This is a genomic window from Marinobacter sp. M3C, assembly GCF_023311895.1.
GTDB lineage: Bacteria > Pseudomonadota > Gammaproteobacteria > Pseudomonadales > Oleiphilaceae > Marinobacter.
Window position 1 is genome coordinate 155,585 of sequence record NZ_CP092285.1, and the last position, 17,733, is coordinate 173,317.

The 17,733-nt window shown below is 55.7% G+C and carries 17 protein-coding genes and 2 pseudogenes; 9 read left to right on the plus strand and 10 right to left on the minus strand.

Annotated features, from left to right (window positions below):
- Nucleotides 1-4: 4 nt before the first annotated feature.
- From MIH18_RS23205 to MIH18_RS23240, 8 genes are all read right to left on the minus strand, one after another.
- On the minus strand, nucleotides 5-787 hold the full coding sequence (locus tag MIH18_RS23205) for an N-acyl homoserine lactonase family protein (protein ID WP_249014709.1): 783 nt from the start codon (nucleotides 785-787) through the stop codon (nucleotides 5-7).
- 38 nt (nucleotides 788-825) lie between these two features.
- Nucleotides 826-999, minus strand: a complete 174-nt coding sequence (locus MIH18_RS23210) for a hypothetical protein (RefSeq protein WP_249014710.1) — start codon at nucleotides 997-999, stop codon at nucleotides 826-828.
- 494 nt (nucleotides 1,000-1,493) lie between these two features.
- Complete coding sequence (locus MIH18_RS23215) at nucleotides 1,494-2,924, minus strand: aldehyde dehydrogenase family protein (RefSeq protein WP_249014711.1); 1,431 nt, start codon at nucleotides 2,922-2,924, stop codon at nucleotides 1,494-1,496.
- Nucleotides 2,925-3,174: 250 nt separating this feature from the next.
- A complete protein-coding gene (locus MIH18_RS23220) occupies nucleotides 3,175-3,564 on the minus strand; it encodes a carboxymuconolactone decarboxylase family protein (RefSeq protein ID WP_249014712.1) in 390 nt (129 codons plus the stop codon).
- A gap of 271 nt (nucleotides 3,565-3,835) precedes the next feature.
- A complete protein-coding gene (locus tag MIH18_RS23225; RefSeq protein WP_249014713.1) occupies nucleotides 3,836-4,570 on the minus strand; it encodes a cyclase family protein in 735 nt (244 codons plus the stop codon).
- Nucleotides 4,571-4,661: 91 nt separating this feature from the next.
- Nucleotides 4,662-5,723, minus strand: a complete 1,062-nt coding sequence (locus MIH18_RS23230; protein ID WP_349293818.1) for an NAD(P)-dependent oxidoreductase — start codon at nucleotides 5,721-5,723, stop codon at nucleotides 4,662-4,664.
- Nucleotides 5,710-6,738: a TRAP transporter substrate-binding protein gene (locus MIH18_RS23235; protein WP_249014714.1), complete on the minus strand. Its 1,029-nt coding sequence runs from the start codon at nucleotides 6,736-6,738 to the stop codon at nucleotides 5,710-5,712. Before MIH18_RS23235 ends, MIH18_RS23230 begins: the two co-directional genes overlap by 14 nt.
- 262 nt (nucleotides 6,739-7,000) lie before the next feature.
- Nucleotides 7,001-7,174 (minus strand): hypothetical protein, encoded by a 174-nt coding sequence (locus MIH18_RS23240; protein ID WP_249014710.1) that lies wholly within the window; start codon nucleotides 7,172-7,174, stop codon nucleotides 7,001-7,003.
- 608 nt (nucleotides 7,175-7,782) lie between these two features.
- On the opposite strand from MIH18_RS23240, the gene MIH18_RS23245 reads away from it, so the two are divergent.
- The gene (locus tag MIH18_RS23245) at nucleotides 7,783-7,968 is read left to right on the plus strand and encodes a hypothetical protein (protein WP_249014715.1); all 186 of its coding nucleotides are present in this window, start codon (nucleotides 7,783-7,785) and stop codon (nucleotides 7,966-7,968) included.
- Between the two features lie 144 nt (nucleotides 7,969-8,112).
- Here MIH18_RS23245 and MIH18_RS23250 read toward each other — a convergent pair whose 3' ends face one another.
- Nucleotides 8,113-9,108 (minus strand): IS5 family transposase, encoded by a 996-nt coding sequence (locus tag MIH18_RS23250; RefSeq protein WP_249014716.1) that lies wholly within the window; start codon nucleotides 9,106-9,108, stop codon nucleotides 8,113-8,115.
- A gap of 158 nt (nucleotides 9,109-9,266) precedes the next feature.
- Between MIH18_RS23250 and MIH18_RS23255 the strand changes: the two genes are divergently transcribed.
- The 8 genes and pseudogenes from MIH18_RS23255 (at nucleotide 9,267) to MIH18_RS23290 (ending at nucleotide 16,956) form a co-directional block, all read left to right on the plus strand.
- Nucleotides 9,267-10,355 carry an IS630 family transposase gene (locus MIH18_RS23255; protein ID WP_249006263.1) on the plus strand — a complete coding sequence of 363 codons (1,089 nt, stop codon included), beginning with the start codon at nucleotides 9,267-9,269 and terminating at the stop codon, nucleotides 10,353-10,355.
- A gap of 72 nt (nucleotides 10,356-10,427) precedes the next feature.
- Nucleotides 10,428-11,179: pseudogene (locus MIH18_RS23260) on the plus strand (IS5 family transposase).
- Between the two features lie 115 nt (nucleotides 11,180-11,294).
- The gene (locus MIH18_RS23265) at nucleotides 11,295-12,071 is read left to right on the plus strand and encodes an enoyl-CoA hydratase/isomerase family protein (RefSeq protein WP_249014717.1); all 777 of its coding nucleotides are present in this window, start codon (nucleotides 11,295-11,297) and stop codon (nucleotides 12,069-12,071) included.
- Nucleotides 12,071-13,726 (plus strand): methylmalonyl-CoA mutase family protein, encoded by a 1,656-nt coding sequence (locus tag MIH18_RS23270; protein WP_349293815.1) that lies wholly within the window; start codon nucleotides 12,071-12,073, stop codon nucleotides 13,724-13,726. Before MIH18_RS23265 ends, MIH18_RS23270 begins: the two co-directional genes overlap by 1 nt.
- A 53-nt stretch (nucleotides 13,727-13,779) precedes the next feature.
- Complete coding sequence (locus MIH18_RS23275) at nucleotides 13,780-14,175, plus strand: cobalamin-dependent protein (RefSeq protein WP_249014718.1); 396 nt, start codon at nucleotides 13,780-13,782, stop codon at nucleotides 14,173-14,175.
- Nucleotides 14,176-14,234: 59 nt separating this feature from the next.
- Nucleotides 14,235-15,317 (plus strand): CoA transferase, encoded by a 1,083-nt coding sequence (locus MIH18_RS23280; RefSeq protein WP_249014719.1) that lies wholly within the window; start codon nucleotides 14,235-14,237, stop codon nucleotides 15,315-15,317.
- Between the two features lie 47 nt (nucleotides 15,318-15,364).
- On the plus strand, nucleotides 15,365-16,282 hold the full coding sequence (locus tag MIH18_RS23285) for a hypothetical protein (protein ID WP_249014720.1): 918 nt from the start codon (nucleotides 15,365-15,367) through the stop codon (nucleotides 16,280-16,282).
- Nucleotides 16,283-16,386: 104 nt separating this feature from the next.
- Nucleotides 16,387-16,956 (plus strand): cob(I)yrinic acid a,c-diamide adenosyltransferase, encoded by a 570-nt coding sequence (locus tag MIH18_RS23290; protein WP_249014721.1) that lies wholly within the window; start codon nucleotides 16,387-16,389, stop codon nucleotides 16,954-16,956.
- A gap of 483 nt (nucleotides 16,957-17,439) precedes the next feature.
- Here MIH18_RS23290 and MIH18_RS23295 read toward each other — a convergent pair.
- Nucleotides 17,440-17,655, minus strand: a pseudogene (locus tag MIH18_RS23295) (transposase); the annotation flags it as partial.
- Between the last annotated feature and the right edge of the window lie 78 nt (nucleotides 17,656-17,733).

The window sequence follows — 17,733 nt, forward strand, 5'->3', positions numbered from 1 at the left end:
TGGATCAGGCCAGTTGGACGACGATGTCCTGTGCAGCGGCGAAGGGCGCCCGGAAGCGCTCCATCACCAGCGGATCGTGGCCCGGTATCACGAGGTCCGGCGACGCGGCCAGGCCGCGCATGGTGTCGTAAGCGTCGAGCATTTCCGCAACGTTGTGCACGATGGGAAAAGGCCGGGCCTGCTCGTAGTTAGCATAATAGTGGCTGGCATCCGAACTCAACACCAGCCAGCCCTTGCGCGTCCAGACCTGCACGATTTGCAGTCCGGCGGTGTGCCCGCCGACCTGATGCACGATGACGCCGGGCGCCAGCTCGGTCCGGCCGTTTAGGCAGACGATGCGCTCTTCGTAGAGGGCGCGCACCACGTCGACAATATCGTCCACGGCGTAGGGATGGCGCAGCACCGCGTGCCGCATGGACGGGCCGACCGCATAGTGCAGTTCTCGTTCCTGCAGATAGAAGCGGGCATTGGGCAGGAGGTCGTGATTGCCGGCGTGGTCGTAATGCAGGTGGGTGAGGATCACCTCGTCGATCTCGTGCGGCGATATCCCGAGCACGGACAGACTCTCGATCGGGCAGCGCAGGAACTCGCGCTTGCGCTCGCGGGCGGCGTTCTCGTTGAAGCCGGTATCGACCAGCAGCGTGCGTGTCGGGGAGCGCAGGAGCCACACGTAATAGTCCATGCGGGTGGAGGTTTCGTGAGGATCGCCACCCAAGAAGTTCTCGGAAGAGCTGCGCTGCACCGTGGCGTAGCGCAGCGCGAATACTTGGTAGGTTTCGTTGGCCATGATGTGCTCCTTTCGTGGACTCGGCGCGGCCGGCTTCGTTACTGCCGCAAAGTCTCCAACACCGGCTTCAGGTAGTCGTAAAATCGCGGAGGCTGCTCGATGATCGGGTGGGGCCACTGGTGCGCCAACTTCAGCGTCATGGACTCTGCATATGCGAGACTCGTGGGCAACGACAATGCAACACCAAGGTACATTATTATTTTACGGAGCATTTGCTGTTCCTCTATTTTTATATTTGTTGTATTTACACCGGCTGTTCAGTATTTGAAATCAATAGACTTTCTATCGCTGGTTGCTGCTCGGCATATGCACGCGTGCCGAGCAAACTCTCTCTTCACATTGTCAGGCCTGAGATACGGGAAGCTTAATCACTAACCCATCCATTTCTTCGTCCCGGCGTTCTGACAAGTCAGGCGTGATCCGTCCGACCGTCGATATGCAAAGTCGAGCATGTCCATGGTCGCCTATCGAGCAGTTGGACAATTCCGTTACTGCTCTGGTAGCAATCTTGATAAAGATTACTACCGGAGCGAAGTCGTTTTGAATTCGCTTTTACTAATACCGGCATTAACGCTGGCCGAATGCGGTGCCGATTTCGCGGCATATGCAAAGATTGTCGAGCCCTTAGCGACGGCCTGTGCGCACGGGACGCTGTGGTGAATAGCAGGCCGTCCTGTCTCAGCGGGGCCGATGCAGAGCCCGAACGTCAATCGAAACAGTTAACGATGGTTTTGGTGGTTGTGAACTCACCCAGCGCGATGAAGCCTTTCTCACGCCCGTAGCCGCTTTTCTTTCTGCCGCCGAAGGGCAACTCGACCCCACCGCCAGCGCCATAGCAGTTGATATAGACTTGGCCTGCGACCACCGAGTGCGCCATCTGCTGCTGGCGCGCACCGTTCTCGGTCCATACCGCGGCCACCAGAGCGTATTGCGTCGCGTTGGCGAGCTCGATGGCGTCCGCCTCGTCTTCGAAGGGCATCGCCGCAAGCACCGGGCCGAATACCTCGGCGGTGGCCAGTTCGTGATCACGAGGGACAGGCCCGAACAGCATCGGGGGAACGAAGAACCCGCCCGGCTCGACACCGTCGATCTGGCCGGATGCAAGTAGCGGCAAACCGGCTTCACGGATGCGGTGGATAAAGGCCTGCACACGCTCGAACTGCGCACGGGTGATGATCGGGCCACAATCGGCGCCGGAGTTCGGCATGCCGGCCCGAACACCCTCGAACCGCGCCGCAACGCGCGACACCACCTCATCGTAGATTTCGCGCTGGATTAGCAAACGGGTACCTGCCGAACAGGTTTGCCCTGTATTTTGTACGAGGGCGGTGACAATAACGGGCACCGCCTTGTCGAGGTCAGCGTCGGCGAAAACAATTTGTGGCGACTTGCCTCCCAATTCAAGCACACAGGGGACATGGTTGGCTGCGGTCGCCTGCTGCACGAGTGCGCCTACGCTAGGTGAGCCGGTAAAAGTGACCATATTGATGTCTGGGTGTCCGGTCAGGGCCGCGCCGGCCTCATGGCCAAATCCAGTGACAATATTGAGCGCTCCGTCGGGCAGGCCTTCCTGCATCATCAACGTCGCGATGTAAAGCACCGACTGGCACGCTTCTTCAGACGGTTTCAACACGATCGCATTGCCGGCGGCCAACGCCGGACAGGCCGTACGACCGAACATCTGGGAAGGGTAGTTCCAGGGAATTATGTGCCCGGTTACCCCAAGAGGTTCATGCACGACATTAACGGTATAACCGTTCAGGTACGGAATGACTTCACCATGATGCTTGTCAGCCGCCGCGCCGTAATATTCAAAGTAACGTGCCAGCACGGCAATGTCTCGCTCCGCCAGATGCAGCGGCTTGCCGGTATCGCGTGATTCGATTTGCGCGATTTCCTTGGCTTGTTGGAGTATCCGGTTGCCGATTCTGAGCAGCAGCCGTCCCCGCTCTGCCGCAGTGAACCGTCCCCAACTGGAATTCAGTGCCTGGCGCGCCGATTGGACTGCCGCGTTGATTTCCCGCTCGCCTCCGCGACTTACCTGGGTGAAGACTTCACCCGTTGATGGCTCGTCCACGCCAATTAGGCGTTCGTCGTGGGCAGCAAGCCATTGGCCATTAATTAATATTGTTTTCATGGCATCCCTTGAGCTTGTAGTATAGAAAGCGAAAAACGTTCTTAATGGCAGGATCAGGACAGCTGCTTGCGCCCGTTTCGACTGCTCGAATTGCACGCGAGACTCATTCAAACCATCGCTTACCGCCCCCGAGTGCAGCCTTCGAAGGCTAGGTCGCCCCGAAGGGTTTTCACTCCCGGCGCGCGCAGGACGCATCGTCCACCCCGCGCTGCCGCTCGCATGAGCGGCGATGTTTTCAATGAAGAGGTGTTCAGATTCCCATTTCGTTGAACACTTCCTGCGCAGTACGGAAGCTGTCAATGGCGGCCGGCACACCGCAGTACACCGCGATCTGCAGAAAAACCTCGCGCAGTTCCTCTTTAGTCCAGCCGTTGTTGATGGCGCCGCGAACGTGCAGTTTCAGTTCTTGCGACCTGCCAAGTGCAGAGATCATGCCCAGGTTGAGCATCGAGCGATCCTTGCGGCTGAGCCCTGGACGGTTCCAGATTTCGTCCCAGCAGTATTCGGTAACGAACTCTTGCATCGGCCAGTTAAATTCAGTCGCCTTGTTGACAGCCGAATCGACGTATGCTTCGCCTAAAACTTCACGGCGAGTTTGCAAGCCTTTTTTAAACTTCTCGGAAAATTTCTCTTCGTTCATCGATCACCTCGATCATTTGTGAAACCATATTTGACGATAAACCACTGGGGACAAGCGCGCTTGCTAGCAGCAAGATCGGTATGTCTAATGCGCCGCCTTGGGCATGTAGAAGCAGAATGTCCCCGAAGTATTCGGTCTGTTACACATCAACTTAGACCCGCCCCTCCCTGGATGAGCTTACGAAGTTTATCAAGAGTGACTAGCGGAAGGAGGGCCGTTCAGACGTGGCCTGAACCCCATGCGCCATTGGGAATGCGCTCCCACCACTAGGTTAGCGGATTGGCCGCGCAAGCACGCGTGCGGGCGCACCGTCCGAGCCTGCGATGTTCAGGGCCAGGAACAGGAATTCTGCGCGCTGGCCGACCAGCGTTTCATGGCCGGTGATGTTCTCCGAGACCAAGGTACCGTTCGTCAATAGGATGTGATGCACTGGCCAGTTAAAGCCCACCCCGCGTCGACTGATTGCCAGGTCAGGAGAGGGGAAGTCCGTGGCCAGCAGCTTCACCTTGCGCTCCACGAGCCATTGAGCTGCCGCTGGCGTCAGGCAGGGATGGTCGTCATAGACTGCTGTTCCGACATGCTTCCACCAACCCGTGTGCAGGGCCACGATATCGCCTTCACGAATGTGTGCAGCCGCGCTTTCCAAGTCGGCGAGATCAATTTCTCCGAAGGGGTTGGCGGGGCAGGAAACAACGACCCCTTGGCCGTGCAGGTGCTTCAGGGGGATTTCATCGAAGGCAGGGCCATCCTGCAGGAAGTGCCGTGGTGCATCCACATGGGTCCCGGCGTGGACCACCATTTGCATTTCCGTCACGTTAAGCCGATCCTTGGGCATCGACTTCAGGCGCTCGAAGCGGGGCTTGGGGAAGACGGAGGCTAGGGCGACATTTTCGTCCAGCACATGGGAAAGGTCCAGCCAATCTCCTAGCGGTTCGATCGCCGGGGAGGGGGGCAGGTCCGGCCATCCCCGCCAGCCACTGATCTTATTGGAATTGCCGTCACACATCTTCAATACACTCCATTCAGGTCATCAGCCCGGTTTTGGAACGACCAGGCGCATTATTTTGTTACACGCCGGAACAGGCTGCCAAGGCTTTCTATTCCGCCGCTTCAGCCGATTGTCGGATTTCGACGCCAGCACGCCGCTCCACTAGCTGGGCCACGGTCGTGAAATCTTTGTCGCCAATCTCGTTCAGGGTCTCGAACCACAGCTGCCGGATGGCGGCGGCCGTGCGGAGCGACAGGCCCATCTCTTCAGCCTTTTCGATGAAGAGATTGATGTCCTTGAACATCAGCTTAGTAGAAAAGCCATAGTTGAAATCGCCGTTCAGGACCGCCTTGGGAAACTTGTCCGCGGTTGCGCTATTGCGCCCGCTGCTGGCGTTTATGACATCAATCATCGTCTCGGCCTTCAGGCCCGCTTTCACGCCCATGGCAAGGGCCTCGGCCGTCAAAACGAGGGCCGCGCCGGAGAGCAGATTGTTAACGATCTTCATGGTCTGGCCTTGGCCAGCTATCTCACTGACGAAGAAAACCTTGCCGATGACATGAAGGAGGGGCAGCAGGTGATCGTATTCACTACGCGGACCGGACACCATTACAGCCAATGTGCCCGCTTTCGCACCGCCGACACCACCGCTGACCGGAGCGTCCATCCAGATCTTCCCGCGTGCCTGCAGGGCAGCCCCGACCTCGGAGGCGGTGTGGGGCCCCGTAGTCGAGAGATCGATGATAGTCCGGCACCTAGATCCAGCGGCCAAGCCGCTTTTCCCAAGCACTACCTCCCTGACGATCTCCGGCGTGGGCAAGCTGATCAGAACGACGTCCGCCTTATCGGCAACATCTGAAGGAGATGACGCCGCAACAGCACCTTTTGTCGCGAACCCAGAGAGCGCATCGTCGTAGGCATCGAACACGACCAGCTCGTGTCCGGCTTCCAGCAGTCGCGTCGCCATCGGCGCGCCCATGTTTCCAATACCAACGAAACCGATTGTGTCCGCCATGATCAAATTCCTCTGTTCTTGATTTTGCTGTGGCTTGTTTACCAGGACTGCAAAGGCTCCGCTTCGTAGCCGTCGATCGCCGCCTTGGCATTCCCGAATGCAGTCTATGTCATGTGCGGCTGGGAGGCGCAGACCTGCGTTATCAGTCGTTGAGATCGGCGCTGTCTATGAACAGATCGGCCGCCTGCGGAACGCCTGAGTCCTCGGAGAATCCGCCATCTACGTCTTTAATTACCTTAATGAAGCCCTGCTGGTCTTCGCCCGACAAAACCACGACGTTCACCCCTTCCTCGCGGAACTTCTTGATGGCGTCCTGCTTCATCTTTTCAATCTCAGTATCATGCCAGTCCCGAGCTTCCTCCAGAGTGTCGATCAGGATTTCCTGCAGGTTCTTTGGCAACTTCTCCCAAGAGGCCCGGTTCATGATGACCGAATAAGGCAGGATTTTATGATCCGAGATCGTCAAGTTATCAAGGATTTCCCACCCCTTGATGGAGTAGAGACCCGAAAGCGTAGTTTCCACTCCATCCACGGTGCCCTGGAGCAACGCCGTGGGAACTTCCGGCCATGGGATCTGGACGGGGTTGACGCCGAAGGTTGTCATCACCTGCTCGTTGATAACATTGCCTATGATGCGGATTTTCTGGCCTTCGAAATCAGTGGGCTCGACAATAGCCTTTTCGTTCGAGGCCCAAACCCAAGTACCCATGTGAAGGTGCCCCAAAACCTTGACGCCAAGCTTGTCTTCGAGCCTTTGCTCTAAGTCGTGCCCGAACTCTCCCTCAATGGCAGTACGATACTGAGCAAAAGACACGCCCCAGAGCGCTGGCAATTCGAAGACAGCGAACTGTGGTACGACTGACGTCAACAGCATGCTTGGCGGCGCAGCCATGTCTATGGCACCGGAGCTGACGGCCGGGATGGCCTGGGCATCATTATAGAGCTGTGCACTGGTGAAGATCTTGATGTCAATCTGTCCGTCCGACCGCTCCCTGGCGAGCTCTGCCCATTTCATTTCGGCCTTCACTTTGACATTGCTAGCGGGCGAGTCCGTGGAGAAACGGAAAGAATGGGTTTCCTGTGCCTGGGCCTGTGGGATGGCTTCCGTAAGGCCAAGAGCTACGACAGCCGCCGCGCCCATCAACCATGCAAGGGGTTTTCTGGTTGTCATTGTTGTGACTCCTATGAGTTTTCGATTAGTTGAGCGTTTGGTTTTCTAAGCACTACACGGAGAAAAGGATGATGCTTGGAACGAACAGGACGAGAAGCGCTAAGCCGAGAAGGACCAGAATGTAGGGAACCGCACCCCGGATCGCCACCCAAGAAGTTCTCGGAAGAGCTGCGCTGCACCGTGGCGTAGCGCAGCGCGAATACTTGGTAGGTTTCGTTGGCCATGATGTGCTCCTTTCGTGGACTCGGCGCGGCCGGCTTCGTTACTGCCGCAAAGTCTCCAACACCGGCTTCAGGTAGTCGTAAAATCGCGGAGGCTGCTCGATGATCGGGTGGGGCCACTGGTGCGCCAACTTCAGCGTCATGGACTCTGCATATGCGAGACTCGTGGGCAACGACAATGCAACACCAAGGTACATTATTATTTTACGGAGCATTTGCTGTTCCTCTATTTTTATATTTGTTGTATTTACACCGGCTGTTCAGTATTTGAAATCAATAGACTTTCTATCGCTGGTTGCTGCTCGGCATATGCACGCGTGCCGAGCAAACTCTCTCTTCACATTGTCAGGCCTGAGATACGGGAAGCTTAATCACTAACCCATCCATTTCTTCGTCCCGGCGTTCTGACAAGTCAGGCGTGATCCGTCCGACCGTCGATATGCAAAGTCGAGCATGTCCATGGTCGCCTATCGAGCAGTTGGACAATTCCGTTACTGCTCTGGTAGCAATCTTGATAAAGATTACTACCGGAGCGAAGTCGTTTTGAATTCGCTTTTACTAATACCGGCATTAACGCTGGCCGAATGCGGTGCCGATTTCGCGGCATATGCAAAGATTGTCGAGCCCTTAGCGACGGCCTGTGCGCACGGGACGCTGTGGTGAATAGCAGGCCGTCCTGTCTCAGCGGGGCCGATGCAGAGCCCGAACGTCAATCGAAACAGTTAACGATGGTTTTGGTGGTTGTGAACTCACCCAGCGCGATGAAGCCTTTCTCACGCCCGTAGCCGCTTTTCTTTCTGCCGAACTGCTCGCGCCGGGCGGAATGTTCGTTATTACACTGAGGCATGGCCCTGGCGATGGTGAACGGGTTTTCTATGATGTCAGCGCAGAAGAGTTAGAGACTTTTGCCAAGCGCCGGGCGCTGATTCCGATTCCTTTGCCACTATGCGGCAGTGACGACGAGTTAATGCGGCCCGAGGTTTCCTGGGAAACCCTAGGGAAGCGCTGATCAAATCGTGACTCACCGCCATAATGAGGTTCACTCAAATTTCAGTAAGATTTCTGGCCGAGTTGTACGCCAGAATCATTAAATGTCCTGTTTTCAGGTTATAAAAGCCTTTTTGCGGCCGAAGTTCGGCCTTTAAGGCCTATATCACGCGCTTTGAGACGGATTTATCCTGCGAGCGAGTATAAGATTGCCCAGAGCAAACAACGTAAACAGCTGCGCTGTGTTCTTTAACAGCCCTCGGTAACGCACTTTCCGATGCCGGAATAGATTCTTGATCACGTGGAAGGGATGCTCCACCTTGGCGCGGATCTGGGCTTTGGCTCGCTCGAACTGGGTCACCAGGTTTTTGCGCGGACCCTCTGCCATCTTCTTCAGCTTGCCGCGCTTTTCGGCCACGTGCCAGGTAAAATTTTTATCCTTAAACTCGTCGCGCTTGGCAACGCCGGTATAGCCCGCATCCGCATACGCCTCGGTTTCATCACCGTGCAACAGGTGTTCGGACTCGGTGATATCCGCCACATTGGCGGCTGTACCCGTCAAGCTGTGAACCAAACCAGAATCGGCATCTGTGCCAATATGCGCTTTCATGCCGAAGTACCATTCGTTGCCTTTTCTGGTCTGATGCATTTCTGGCGGTCCGACGATTCGGTCCCGCGCTTTCGCTTTGTTCTTGGTCGAGGGCGGTGCCGCGATAATAGTGGCATCGACGATGGTGCCCTCGCGCATGAGCATGCCGCGGTCGGCCAAGTGGCCGTTGATCTGCTCGAAGATCACCTGGGTTAAGGCCTGCTTTTCCAGTAAGTGGCGGAACTTCAACAGCGTCGTGGCATCCGGGACCGATTCCACGGCTAGGTCAATCCCCACAAAATTGCGCAGTGCCTGACTGTCATAGATGGCATCTTCCAGTGCCTCGTCGGACAATGCATACCACTGCTGAACAAAGTACATCCGCAGAATGCGCTTTAAAGGTATTGGGGGGCGGCCCCGCTTACCGCGCGAATCAGGATAGTAGTATGGTGAAAGAGCTTTCAGCAGCCTCGACCAGGGCACGGCCTGCTCCATTTCTGCCAAAAATCGCTCACGGCGGGTCGTCTTTTTCTTGGCAGCAAACTCTGCCTGGGCGAAACTCGTTTGCATCATGACAGTCTCTGGCTATTCCTGCGGAGGAGCGACCATTTTACCAAACCGACAACGTGAGGGGAATAAATCAGTGTTTCCCTAGTGTCCCTTAACAAAAATCCGTATAGATAATTATTCCGTCCTGTATAATCTGACAAACAGACACAGGAGAGGTGCTCATGGCGCGGATAGCTAGACCCCTTGAAGTAAGTGACTCTGAGCGAGAGGAGTTGGAGTCGTGGTTGCGGCGACAACGCATGCCTGCGGCTGAACAGTTGCGAGCGCGCATCATTCTGCTAAGTACTGAAGGCCTTCCAGGCAGGGTGGTCGGTGACCGCGTTGGGGTGACCTCCGAAACGGTGAGTAAGTGGCGAAACCGTTTTAAGGCGCGCCGGGTTGCAGGCCTGACTGATGCGCCCAGAACCGGTCGGCCTCGAACCATAAATGATCAAAAAGTTACTGATTTAATTAATAAAACGCTCAGGGAAAAGCCAAAAAATGCCACCCACTGGTCGACGAAGCTGATGGCAAAAGAGGCCGGATTGAGCGCTATGTCGGTGAGTCGAATCTGGAGGGCTTTTGGTTTGAAGCCGCATCGCCATGATACGTTCAAGCTGTCTACCGATCCCCATTTTGTAGCCAAGGTTCACGATATCGTTGGCTTGTACATGAACCCACCAACGAAGGCGTTGGTGCTGTGTGTCGATGAGAAAAGTCAGATACAAGCTATCAATCGAACTCAGCCAGCGCTGCCCCTGTCCTTCGGGCACACAGAAACCAGAACACATGATTACGTCCGACATGGCACCACGACGCTGTTCGCGGCACTTGATATAGCGACCGGGGAAGTGATCGGCAGACTTCATCGCCGACACCGTGCAACGGAATTCCTGGCCTTTTTAAAAGAGATTGATCGCGCCGTCCCACACGATTTGGACGTTCATCTAGTCATGGACAATTACGGGACACACAAAACGGCAAAGGTGCGCGCCTGGTTTGCCGCGAGGCCGCGCTATCACGTGCATTTCACGCCGACTTCAGCATCCTGGATCAATCAAGTCGAGCGGTTCTTTGGGCTGATTTCAGAGCGCTGGATTAAACGAAATTCACATCGCAGCACACGTGAGCTTGAGAGCTCGATCAAAGACTATCTGAAGATTTACAATGACGACCCGAAACCCTTTGAATGGCATAAATCTGCCGACCAGATTATTGAGTCAATCGCCAGATTATCAGACAAACTCAATAAACAAACGGACTTCTGTTAAGGGACACTAGGGAACGTTCTCATTTGAGTCCAGTAGGGCCATCCGATATCCTTGGTCTATTTGGGGTAACTGATGAGTCGCTATGGGCTGCGTGACGATCAATGGGAGCGCATCAAGGAACTGCTGCCAGGTAAAGCCAGCGACCGAGGCGTGACCGCCCGCGATAACCGCCTGTTTGTAGAGGCGGTACTCTGGATTGCCCGAACTGGTGCGCCCTGGCGGGATCTACCTGAAACCTACGGTCACTGGCATCGGGTCTATGTGCGCTATAACCGCTGGTCAAGCAAGGGTGTTTGGTTGCAGATCATGGCATCGCTTGCGGCTGACGCTGACCTGGAACACCTGATGGTGGATGGCAGCATAGTGCGCGTTCATCAGCATGGGGCGGCAAAAAAACATGTCAGGACGCCGAAGCCATGGGCAAGTCCAGAGGCGGGCTGAGCACCAAGATTCATGCCGCCGTCGATGCGCTGGGGAACCCGGTACGCCTGCTGCTGACGCCCGGACAAGCCTCTGAATATGGTCAAGCCGAAGCGCTGATCGAAGGTTTTACGCCCGAAGCGGTATTGGCAGACAAAGGTTACGACTCAGACGCCTTCGTGGAGTTGATACAACGCAAAGGGGCTGAAGCGGTCATCCCTTCGAGAGGGAATCGTCTGAAGCCTCGAAAGCTGGATCGACATATCTACAAGGCACGTAATCTGGTGGAGCGCTTTTTCCAGAAACTAAAGCAGTACCGCCGTATCGCAACCAGATATGAGCGACTAGCAAGAAACTACCAGTCGATGCTGAGCCTTGTATCAGCCGTCATATGGCTAGTCTGATTGAGAACGCCCCCTAGTAATACGGACGAATATTTGACTTTATAATTCATATATAGGTATAGTTTTTCAGTATACGGTAAATAACGCTAATAAAGAGCCATTTAGGAGGTTGCCAATGGCATTCGATCACCTCTTGATCGAGATAGATGGTCCATTGCTACACGTGACGATCAATCGCCCGGAAAAGAGAAATGCCCTATCGCGGGCAGTGCTCGACGAAATATACGAAGCATTCACTTCTCACGCGGAAAACAAGGCGGTCCGAGCGGTCGTTCTAACCGGAGCGGGTGATCGCAGTTTTGCTGCTGGCGGCGATCTGAACGACCTGTCCAGTGTGCGCTCCATTGAGGCGACGACGGCGATGAGTAGGGATGCCCGACGGGCTTTGAACGCCGTCTCTCAGTTTCCCGTTCCTGTCATCGCCGCCTTGAACGGCGACGCCTTGGGCGGCGGCGCGGAGCTGGCCGTAGCCTGTGATTTCATCGTAGCCGCCCGGACTAGCCGAATCGGCTTCATCCAAGGCAAGTTGAACATCTCCACGGCTTGGGGCGGAGGGACATGGCTGTCGCAGCGTGTGGGCTCCGTGCGAGCTCTGAGGCTGTTGAGCCGCGCCGAATTGCTGGCGGCCGATGAAGCGGCGGGCATTGGCTTGGTCGACCATGTTTCCGTTGAAAACCAGACTCTCGGCGAAGCTTTGGAAGAATTCTACCAGCCCATTCTCGTCCAGGCCCCGCAAGTTCTGCGTGCGTTCAAGGCGTTAACTCGGGCCCATGCCAACGGCCAGGCCGTGGATACGCTGGAAGCTGTCGAGACGCAGCACATTATCGAGACCTGGACCCATGATGATCACTGGGCAGCCGCCGAGAACGTACTACGAAAAAGGAGAAACTGATGAGCACTTCAGCATTCAAGCAGTCAGCGTCGGCAAACAACTCGGCATTTTCCACGGAGACCCGAACGCCGCGCATTCCTGAGCCTAAAACTGCGTCCGGCATAGAGATTCCAGAGCTGGTGACCGGGAAGATGCTGGAGAACCCCGATCCCGGGCTCCCTGGCGAGCAACCTTACACTCGAGGCATCTTCCCCAACGGTTACCGCGGCCGGCTCTGGACTTTCCGACAGTATTCGGGTTTTGGGACGGCAGAAAACACAAACGAGCGTTACCGATTTCTTCTTGAGAGCGGACAAACAGGGCTCTCGGTGGCGCTGGACCTGCCTACACAGTGCGGTTACGACCCTACCGATCCCATGGCACGCTCCGAGGTTGGGAAGGTCGGAGTCTCTTTATCTAATCTGGCAGAAGCGGAAATATTGTTCGACGGCATCGACCTTAGCGAAATTTCCACTTCCTTCACGATCAACGGCACCGCCGCAATCATCTATGCCATGTACTGCGCAGTGGCAGACAAGCAGGGCGTCCCTCGGGAGAAGCTAACAGGCACGATCCAGAACGACATTTTGAAAGAGTACGTGGCCAGGGGGACCTGGATTTTTCCAGTGCGGCCATCGATGCGATTGATCGCCGACACTATCCTGTTCTCGAATCGCGAGACGCCACGTTTTAACCCGATCAGTATTGCTGGAGCCCACGTGCGGGATGCCGGCGCGACTGCCGTGGAAGAGCTGGGCTACACCTTGGCCAATGGTCTTGCCTACGTCGAAGAACTGATACGCCGAGGCGGCGACGCCACAAAGTTCGCAAACCGACTGAGCTTTTTCTTCTATGTGCATATGGATTTCTTTGAAGAGATCTGTAAGTTCCGCGCGGCGCGACGTCTATGGGCACGGCTACTTGAGGAGCGCTTCGGTATTACTGACCCCAAAGCACAGCGCCTGCGTTTCGGCGTAGTCTGCGGTGGATCGTCGCTTACGGCTGCGCAGCCCTATAACAACATTGTCCGGGTGGGGTTGGAAAACATGGCTGCTACCTTGGGGGGAGCGCAATCGGTATTTACTTGTGCTTACGATGAGGCTTTCCAGATCCCTACGGAGTTCAGCGCTGAGATCGCTCTGCGTACTCAGCAGATCGTTGCCTATGAGAGTGGCGTCTCCAAAACGGTAGACCCGCTTGGTGGCAGCTACTACGTGGAATGGCTGACTGACCGCATGGAAGAGGAGGCCCGTCAAGTCATAGAGGAAATTGATGACTACGGCGGCGTGGAGAAGGCCATAGAAGACGGCTACCTGCAATCGCGTATTGCTGAGCGAGCTCATGAGCGCAAGCAGAAAGTGGATCGGGGTGAGACCGTTATCGTGGGCCAGAATTATTTCCGACGTGAGGGCCAGACCGATGACTTCGGCGAGGTATTCGAGGTCGACCCCCAGGCCTCTCAACAGGTGCAGGAAAAGTATCAGCAGGTGCTGAGCCAGCGCGACCAGACACGGGTGGATCAGACGCTGCAGGCTCTGCAGGAGGCCGCGGTGAAGGATGACGAGAACATAATGCCGTACCTGATCGATTGCTGCCACGCATACGCCACTGTCGGCGAGATGGTCGCCACACTTAAGGATCAGTGGGGTGAGTTTCAGGAGCCTATTCGTCTGTAAGCAGAACCTGATGGGCGGCAGATCGCCACAATCCTCATTACAGGAGAGACCACATGAGTTTAAAAGGCAAAAGGATCCTGATCGCCAAGCCTGGCCTTGACGGCCATGACGTGGGTGCCAAGGTCATCGCGCTGGCATTACGTGACGCTGGCGCTGAAGTGATATACACCGGGCTACGCAAGAGTTCCGAGTACATTGCCCGAGTGGCAGTGGATGAAGATGTGGATGTGGTTGGTCTTAGTATGCTTTCGGGCAGCCATATGGAACTGGTGAGTGAGACGGTGCGCTGTCTCCAGGCGTTCGATGCTGGTGACATCAAGGTTTTCGTGGGCGGCACTATTCCCGAGAAGGACCGTGAGGCTTTGTTACGCTCAGGGGTATGCGGAGTTTACACCTCCGAGATGCCGCTTGAAGACGTACTGAATGCGATAGACCGGGCACTACAATGATCGGCCAAGCCCAATCTTCGGGGCCCCTCGCCGGTATCCGTATCCTGGAGGTAGGTCACATGCTGGCGGGTCCATACTGCGGTATGCTCCTGGCGGACCTAGGCGCTGAAGTGATCAAGATAGAAGCTCCTGGCAGGGAAGATATCGGCAGGCAAATCGGTCCAAACTACATCGGACCTCACAATGTCTATTTCGCCAGCTTAAACCGTAACAAGCGTAGTATCGGCCTGGATCTCATGAGCGAGGCGGGGCGGCAGCATTTTCACGAACTGGTGTCGGATTCGCATGCCCTCCTGACCAATATGCGCCCCTCCGCCATCCATAAATTGGGTTTGACCTACGACGCTCTGCGGGTTCACAACGAGAAAATCGTTTGCCTTGCCCTTACCGGCTTTGGCCTGGAAGGCCCATACGCGGATAAACCTGCCTATGATTACGTCATACAAGCGTTGGCAGGAATAATGGCTTTGACCGGAGATCCGGAAGGACCTCCGGTCAAGACGGGCTACTCTGTTGTGGATAATTCTGCCGGCATTATGGGAGCCCTCGGATTAACAGCCAAACTGGTAGAAGGCCGGGGGGGACAGATTGATGTGTCTCTTTATGACACGATGTTATCCCAGCTAAATTACCTGGCTAGCGCCTATCTAAATGCCGGACAAAAAGCCGAACGTTATCCCGGCGGTGGCCACCCGTATATCGTCCCAGCGCAGATCTTCGAAACTCGAAATGGGCATTTGGCCTTATTTATTACTCATGACGGGTTCTGGGCTGACTTTTCCAGGGAAATCGGACGCAGTGAATGGGTCGAGGACCCTCGTTTTTGCTCTATGGAGGCCCGTGCGGCGAACCGGGAAGCCGTCATCACTAATGTCCAGGAAGTCCTCTCTACCGACACGACCGATGCTTGGGTGGAGCGCCTTGGTCCACTGGGAGTTGTCGTAGCTGGAGTGCAGAGTCTGGATATGGCTTTAGAGTCGGATCTAACCCGTTCCCGGGAAATGGTTGTCTCCGTGCCTACGGAGCACGGAGAGATACGTATGGTCGGTAATCCCATCAAGCTGCAGGACCATGTTCAAACTTACGGCCCTCCTCCGTTGGCTGGCGAAGGCTCCTGTCCTGGTCAGAGCCACCTGCGTTAACTAACCCGTACGGTACCATAATGCTAATTGGAGGATGACACGTGACTATGCTTGATCCGCGCGCCCGCCGCGTCCTTGGCCGCACCTTGAGCCGTCTTTCCTCTGCCTCGGTCAAGGAGAGCATTGACTATGGCTCAGAGGAAACAGGCACAGGCGAAGGCTCGTCGCGGATCGGCTTCACTGGGGCACCCGGTGCCGGAAAGAGTACACTTATCAGCCGGGTCGCCAAACTCAGACTGGCCGCCTGCCGGAGCCTGGGCGGGATAGCGATCCTGGCTATCGACCCGACCAGCCCCCTCTCGGGTGGAGCGATACTGGGTGACCGCATCCGCATGGACAGCGTCGCCAATGAGCCGGACCTCTACATACGCTCGATCTCCAGTCGGTCTTCCAGTGATGGGCTCGCCGATAATGTCGCTGACCTGATCAGCGCCGTGGAGAGTTACGGCTTCCACGAGGTCCTGCTGGAAACAGTAGGTGTCGGACAGGCGGAATACGCCATACGGGATCTTGTGGATACCATGGTAATGGTGCTCCAGCCCAACTCGGGCGACGCAGTACAGGCAATGAAGGCTGGGGTACTCGAATTGGCGGATATTTATGTCGTGAACAAGGCAGACCTGCCGGGGGCCAAGAAGACTGCATCCGAGATACGCGGCATTGTTGGCCGCATTGCCAGAAGTCAGGGACAATGGGTGCCTGCGGTCATCGAGGTATCCCAGGACAGCCCAGAAGGGCTGGAGACTCTGGATATGACCGTATCCGAGCATCTCGACTGGCTTAAAAACCATCGGGACCATGCAGCGACGCACCGCATGCGACGGCGCTACCATCTGCAGTCCCTGATTATTAGGCGAGTTGGAGAATTGCTGGACCAGCAGCCGGAGCTTCTTGACCAGGGCTCCTTACAGGATCTGTACCGGGGCAGTATCGAAGCCCTCGCCAGCGATATGGACTGGAAATAGGACAGTGCTTCCTGCTCTACGGGCACCCCCAGGACAACAGTGGCAAAGTGAGTCACAATCCGCGCAAGTCACGCGGGAAGGTCAATAAGACGGAAGAACGCACTATGGTGAAGCTAACTAAAATTTATACACGCACGGGTGATGCGGGCGATACCGGGCTGGGGAATGGCACCCGAGTTCCTAAGTACGATCTCCGTGTAGAGGCTTTTGGCTCTGTAGACGAGACAAACGCCACTATTGGCCTAGCGGGGCTATATATCGGTAATGATAGCGATTTAGCTGACACGCTATCGAGAATTCAGAATGATCTGTTCGATGTCGGCGCTGATCTCTGCACGCCTGAAGAAGCCTCACCCAAGCATCCTCCCCTGCGTGTGAGTACAGCCCAGGTCGATTTTCTTGAACGACAAATCGACTCTACCAATCAAACGCTGTCCAGCCTGCGCTCGTTCATACTTCCCGGCGGTCGTGAGCTTGCCGCCCACCTGCATTTTGCCAGGACGGTAACCAGACGTGCTGAGCGTCTGATCGCTCAACTCGGCATGGAAGAGAAAATCAATCCAGAGGTACTTCGCTACTGTAACCGCTTATCTGATTTTCTTTTTGTAGCTGCACGGAGAGCGAACAATAACGGCAAAGAGGATGTGCTCTGGATCCCTGGTGGAAACCGATGAGGACTTGAGGCTAACTATTCGGCCGTGTACCTCCATGAGGAAGCGGAGCGCCAGGATGGCTTTAGGGTAGTATACAAGACTGTCAGCTTGGCCGATACTCAATCTACGGTGACAGTATGAAGTGGCGAGTTGTTGCTTGCCGACAACAGCTATTTCCAGAGATGCCAAACCAACAATGAAAAGATGGAGATGAAATGGGGTCGCGTCTATAAGTGCGCAAGTTCCCAATGGGGCCGCTGAGCAGGATGAGAAAAACCCTGCCGAGCGCACTGGTGAAGGCACAGATGCTTAGTCCACTCTAGCAGCCTGTCGGACTAACGCTCAACAGGCATAGTTTGAGGATAAAGTAAGGCGTATGGCTATCAGAACCCCATCAGTGGCGGGTTGCCGCAGTATGATTTCCGCCCACGAATTGCCTGCCACTCTTATAATCCCGCTCTGCCTTCGCGTTAACGCGGCATAAGGCCGCTCACGGGCTCTTTATCACACCATTCTCAGTACATTCATACGTTTCACATTCCACGCCAGCGTGGCGAGTGTCCATTCGCCGCTCACCTTGTCCAATCCTCGCATTGAGAACTGTCTGAAGCCCATCACGTGCTTGATGATGCCGAAAACCGGCTCCACCGTCTGTTTTCTCAGCCCGTACAGTGTTCGGCCTGCCTGGGTTTTCAGCCGATGCCCCATGAGCGCCAGTGGCTCATCCGTCTCAGGCACGGGTGTTCGGCGACAATTAGGATGACCGGTTAACGACAATTATCTTGGCCGGTTGGGTGT

Excerpts from the sequence above, each read along its gene's own strand:
- MIH18_RS23220 (WP_249014712.1), bottom strand. The coding sequence starts at position 3,564 with ATGAACGAAGAGAAATTTTCCGAGAAGTTTAAAAAAGGCTTGCAAACT.
- MIH18_RS23235 (WP_249014714.1), bottom strand. The coding sequence starts at position 6,738 with ATGACAACCAGAAAACCCCTTGCATGGTTGATGGGCGCGGCGGCTGTC.
- MIH18_RS23255 (WP_249006263.1), top strand. The coding sequence starts at position 9,267 with ATGGCGCGGATAGCTAGACCCCTTGAAGTAAGTGACTCTGAGCGAGAG.
- MIH18_RS23285 (WP_249014720.1), top strand. The coding sequence starts at position 15,365 with ATGCTTGATCCGCGCGCCCGCCGCGTCCTTGGCCGCACCTTGAGCCGT.
- MIH18_RS23240 (WP_249014710.1), bottom strand. The coding sequence starts at position 7,174 with ATGCTCCGTAAAATAATAATGTACCTTGGTGTTGCATTGTCGTTGCCC.
- MIH18_RS23250 (WP_249014716.1), bottom strand. The coding sequence starts at position 9,108 with ATGATGCAAACGAGTTTCGCCCAGGCAGAGTTTGCTGCCAAGAAAAAG.
- MIH18_RS23265 (WP_249014717.1), top strand. The coding sequence starts at position 11,295 with ATGGCATTCGATCACCTCTTGATCGAGATAGATGGTCCATTGCTACAC.
- MIH18_RS23270 (WP_349293815.1), top strand. The coding sequence starts at position 12,071 with ATGAGCACTTCAGCATTCAAGCAGTCAGCGTCGGCAAACAACTCGGCA.
- MIH18_RS23290 (WP_249014721.1), top strand. The coding sequence starts at position 16,387 with ATGGTGAAGCTAACTAAAATTTATACACGCACGGGTGATGCGGGCGAT.
- MIH18_RS23280 (WP_249014719.1), top strand. The coding sequence starts at position 14,235 with ATGCTGGCGGGTCCATACTGCGGTATGCTCCTGGCGGACCTAGGCGCT.
- MIH18_RS23210 (WP_249014710.1), bottom strand. The coding sequence starts at position 999 with ATGCTCCGTAAAATAATAATGTACCTTGGTGTTGCATTGTCGTTGCCC.
- MIH18_RS23275 (WP_249014718.1), top strand. The coding sequence starts at position 13,780 with ATGAGTTTAAAAGGCAAAAGGATCCTGATCGCCAAGCCTGGCCTTGAC.
- MIH18_RS23205 (WP_249014709.1), bottom strand. The coding sequence starts at position 787 with ATGGCCAACGAAACCTACCAAGTATTCGCGCTGCGCTACGCCACGGTG.
- MIH18_RS23215 (WP_249014711.1), bottom strand. The coding sequence starts at position 2,924 with ATGAAAACAATATTAATTAATGGCCAATGGCTTGCTGCCCACGACGAA.
- MIH18_RS23225 (WP_249014713.1), bottom strand. The coding sequence starts at position 4,570 with ATGTGTGACGGCAATTCCAATAAGATCAGTGGCTGGCGGGGATGGCCG.
- MIH18_RS23245 (WP_249014715.1), top strand. The coding sequence starts at position 7,783 with ATGTTCGTTATTACACTGAGGCATGGCCCTGGCGATGGTGAACGGGTT.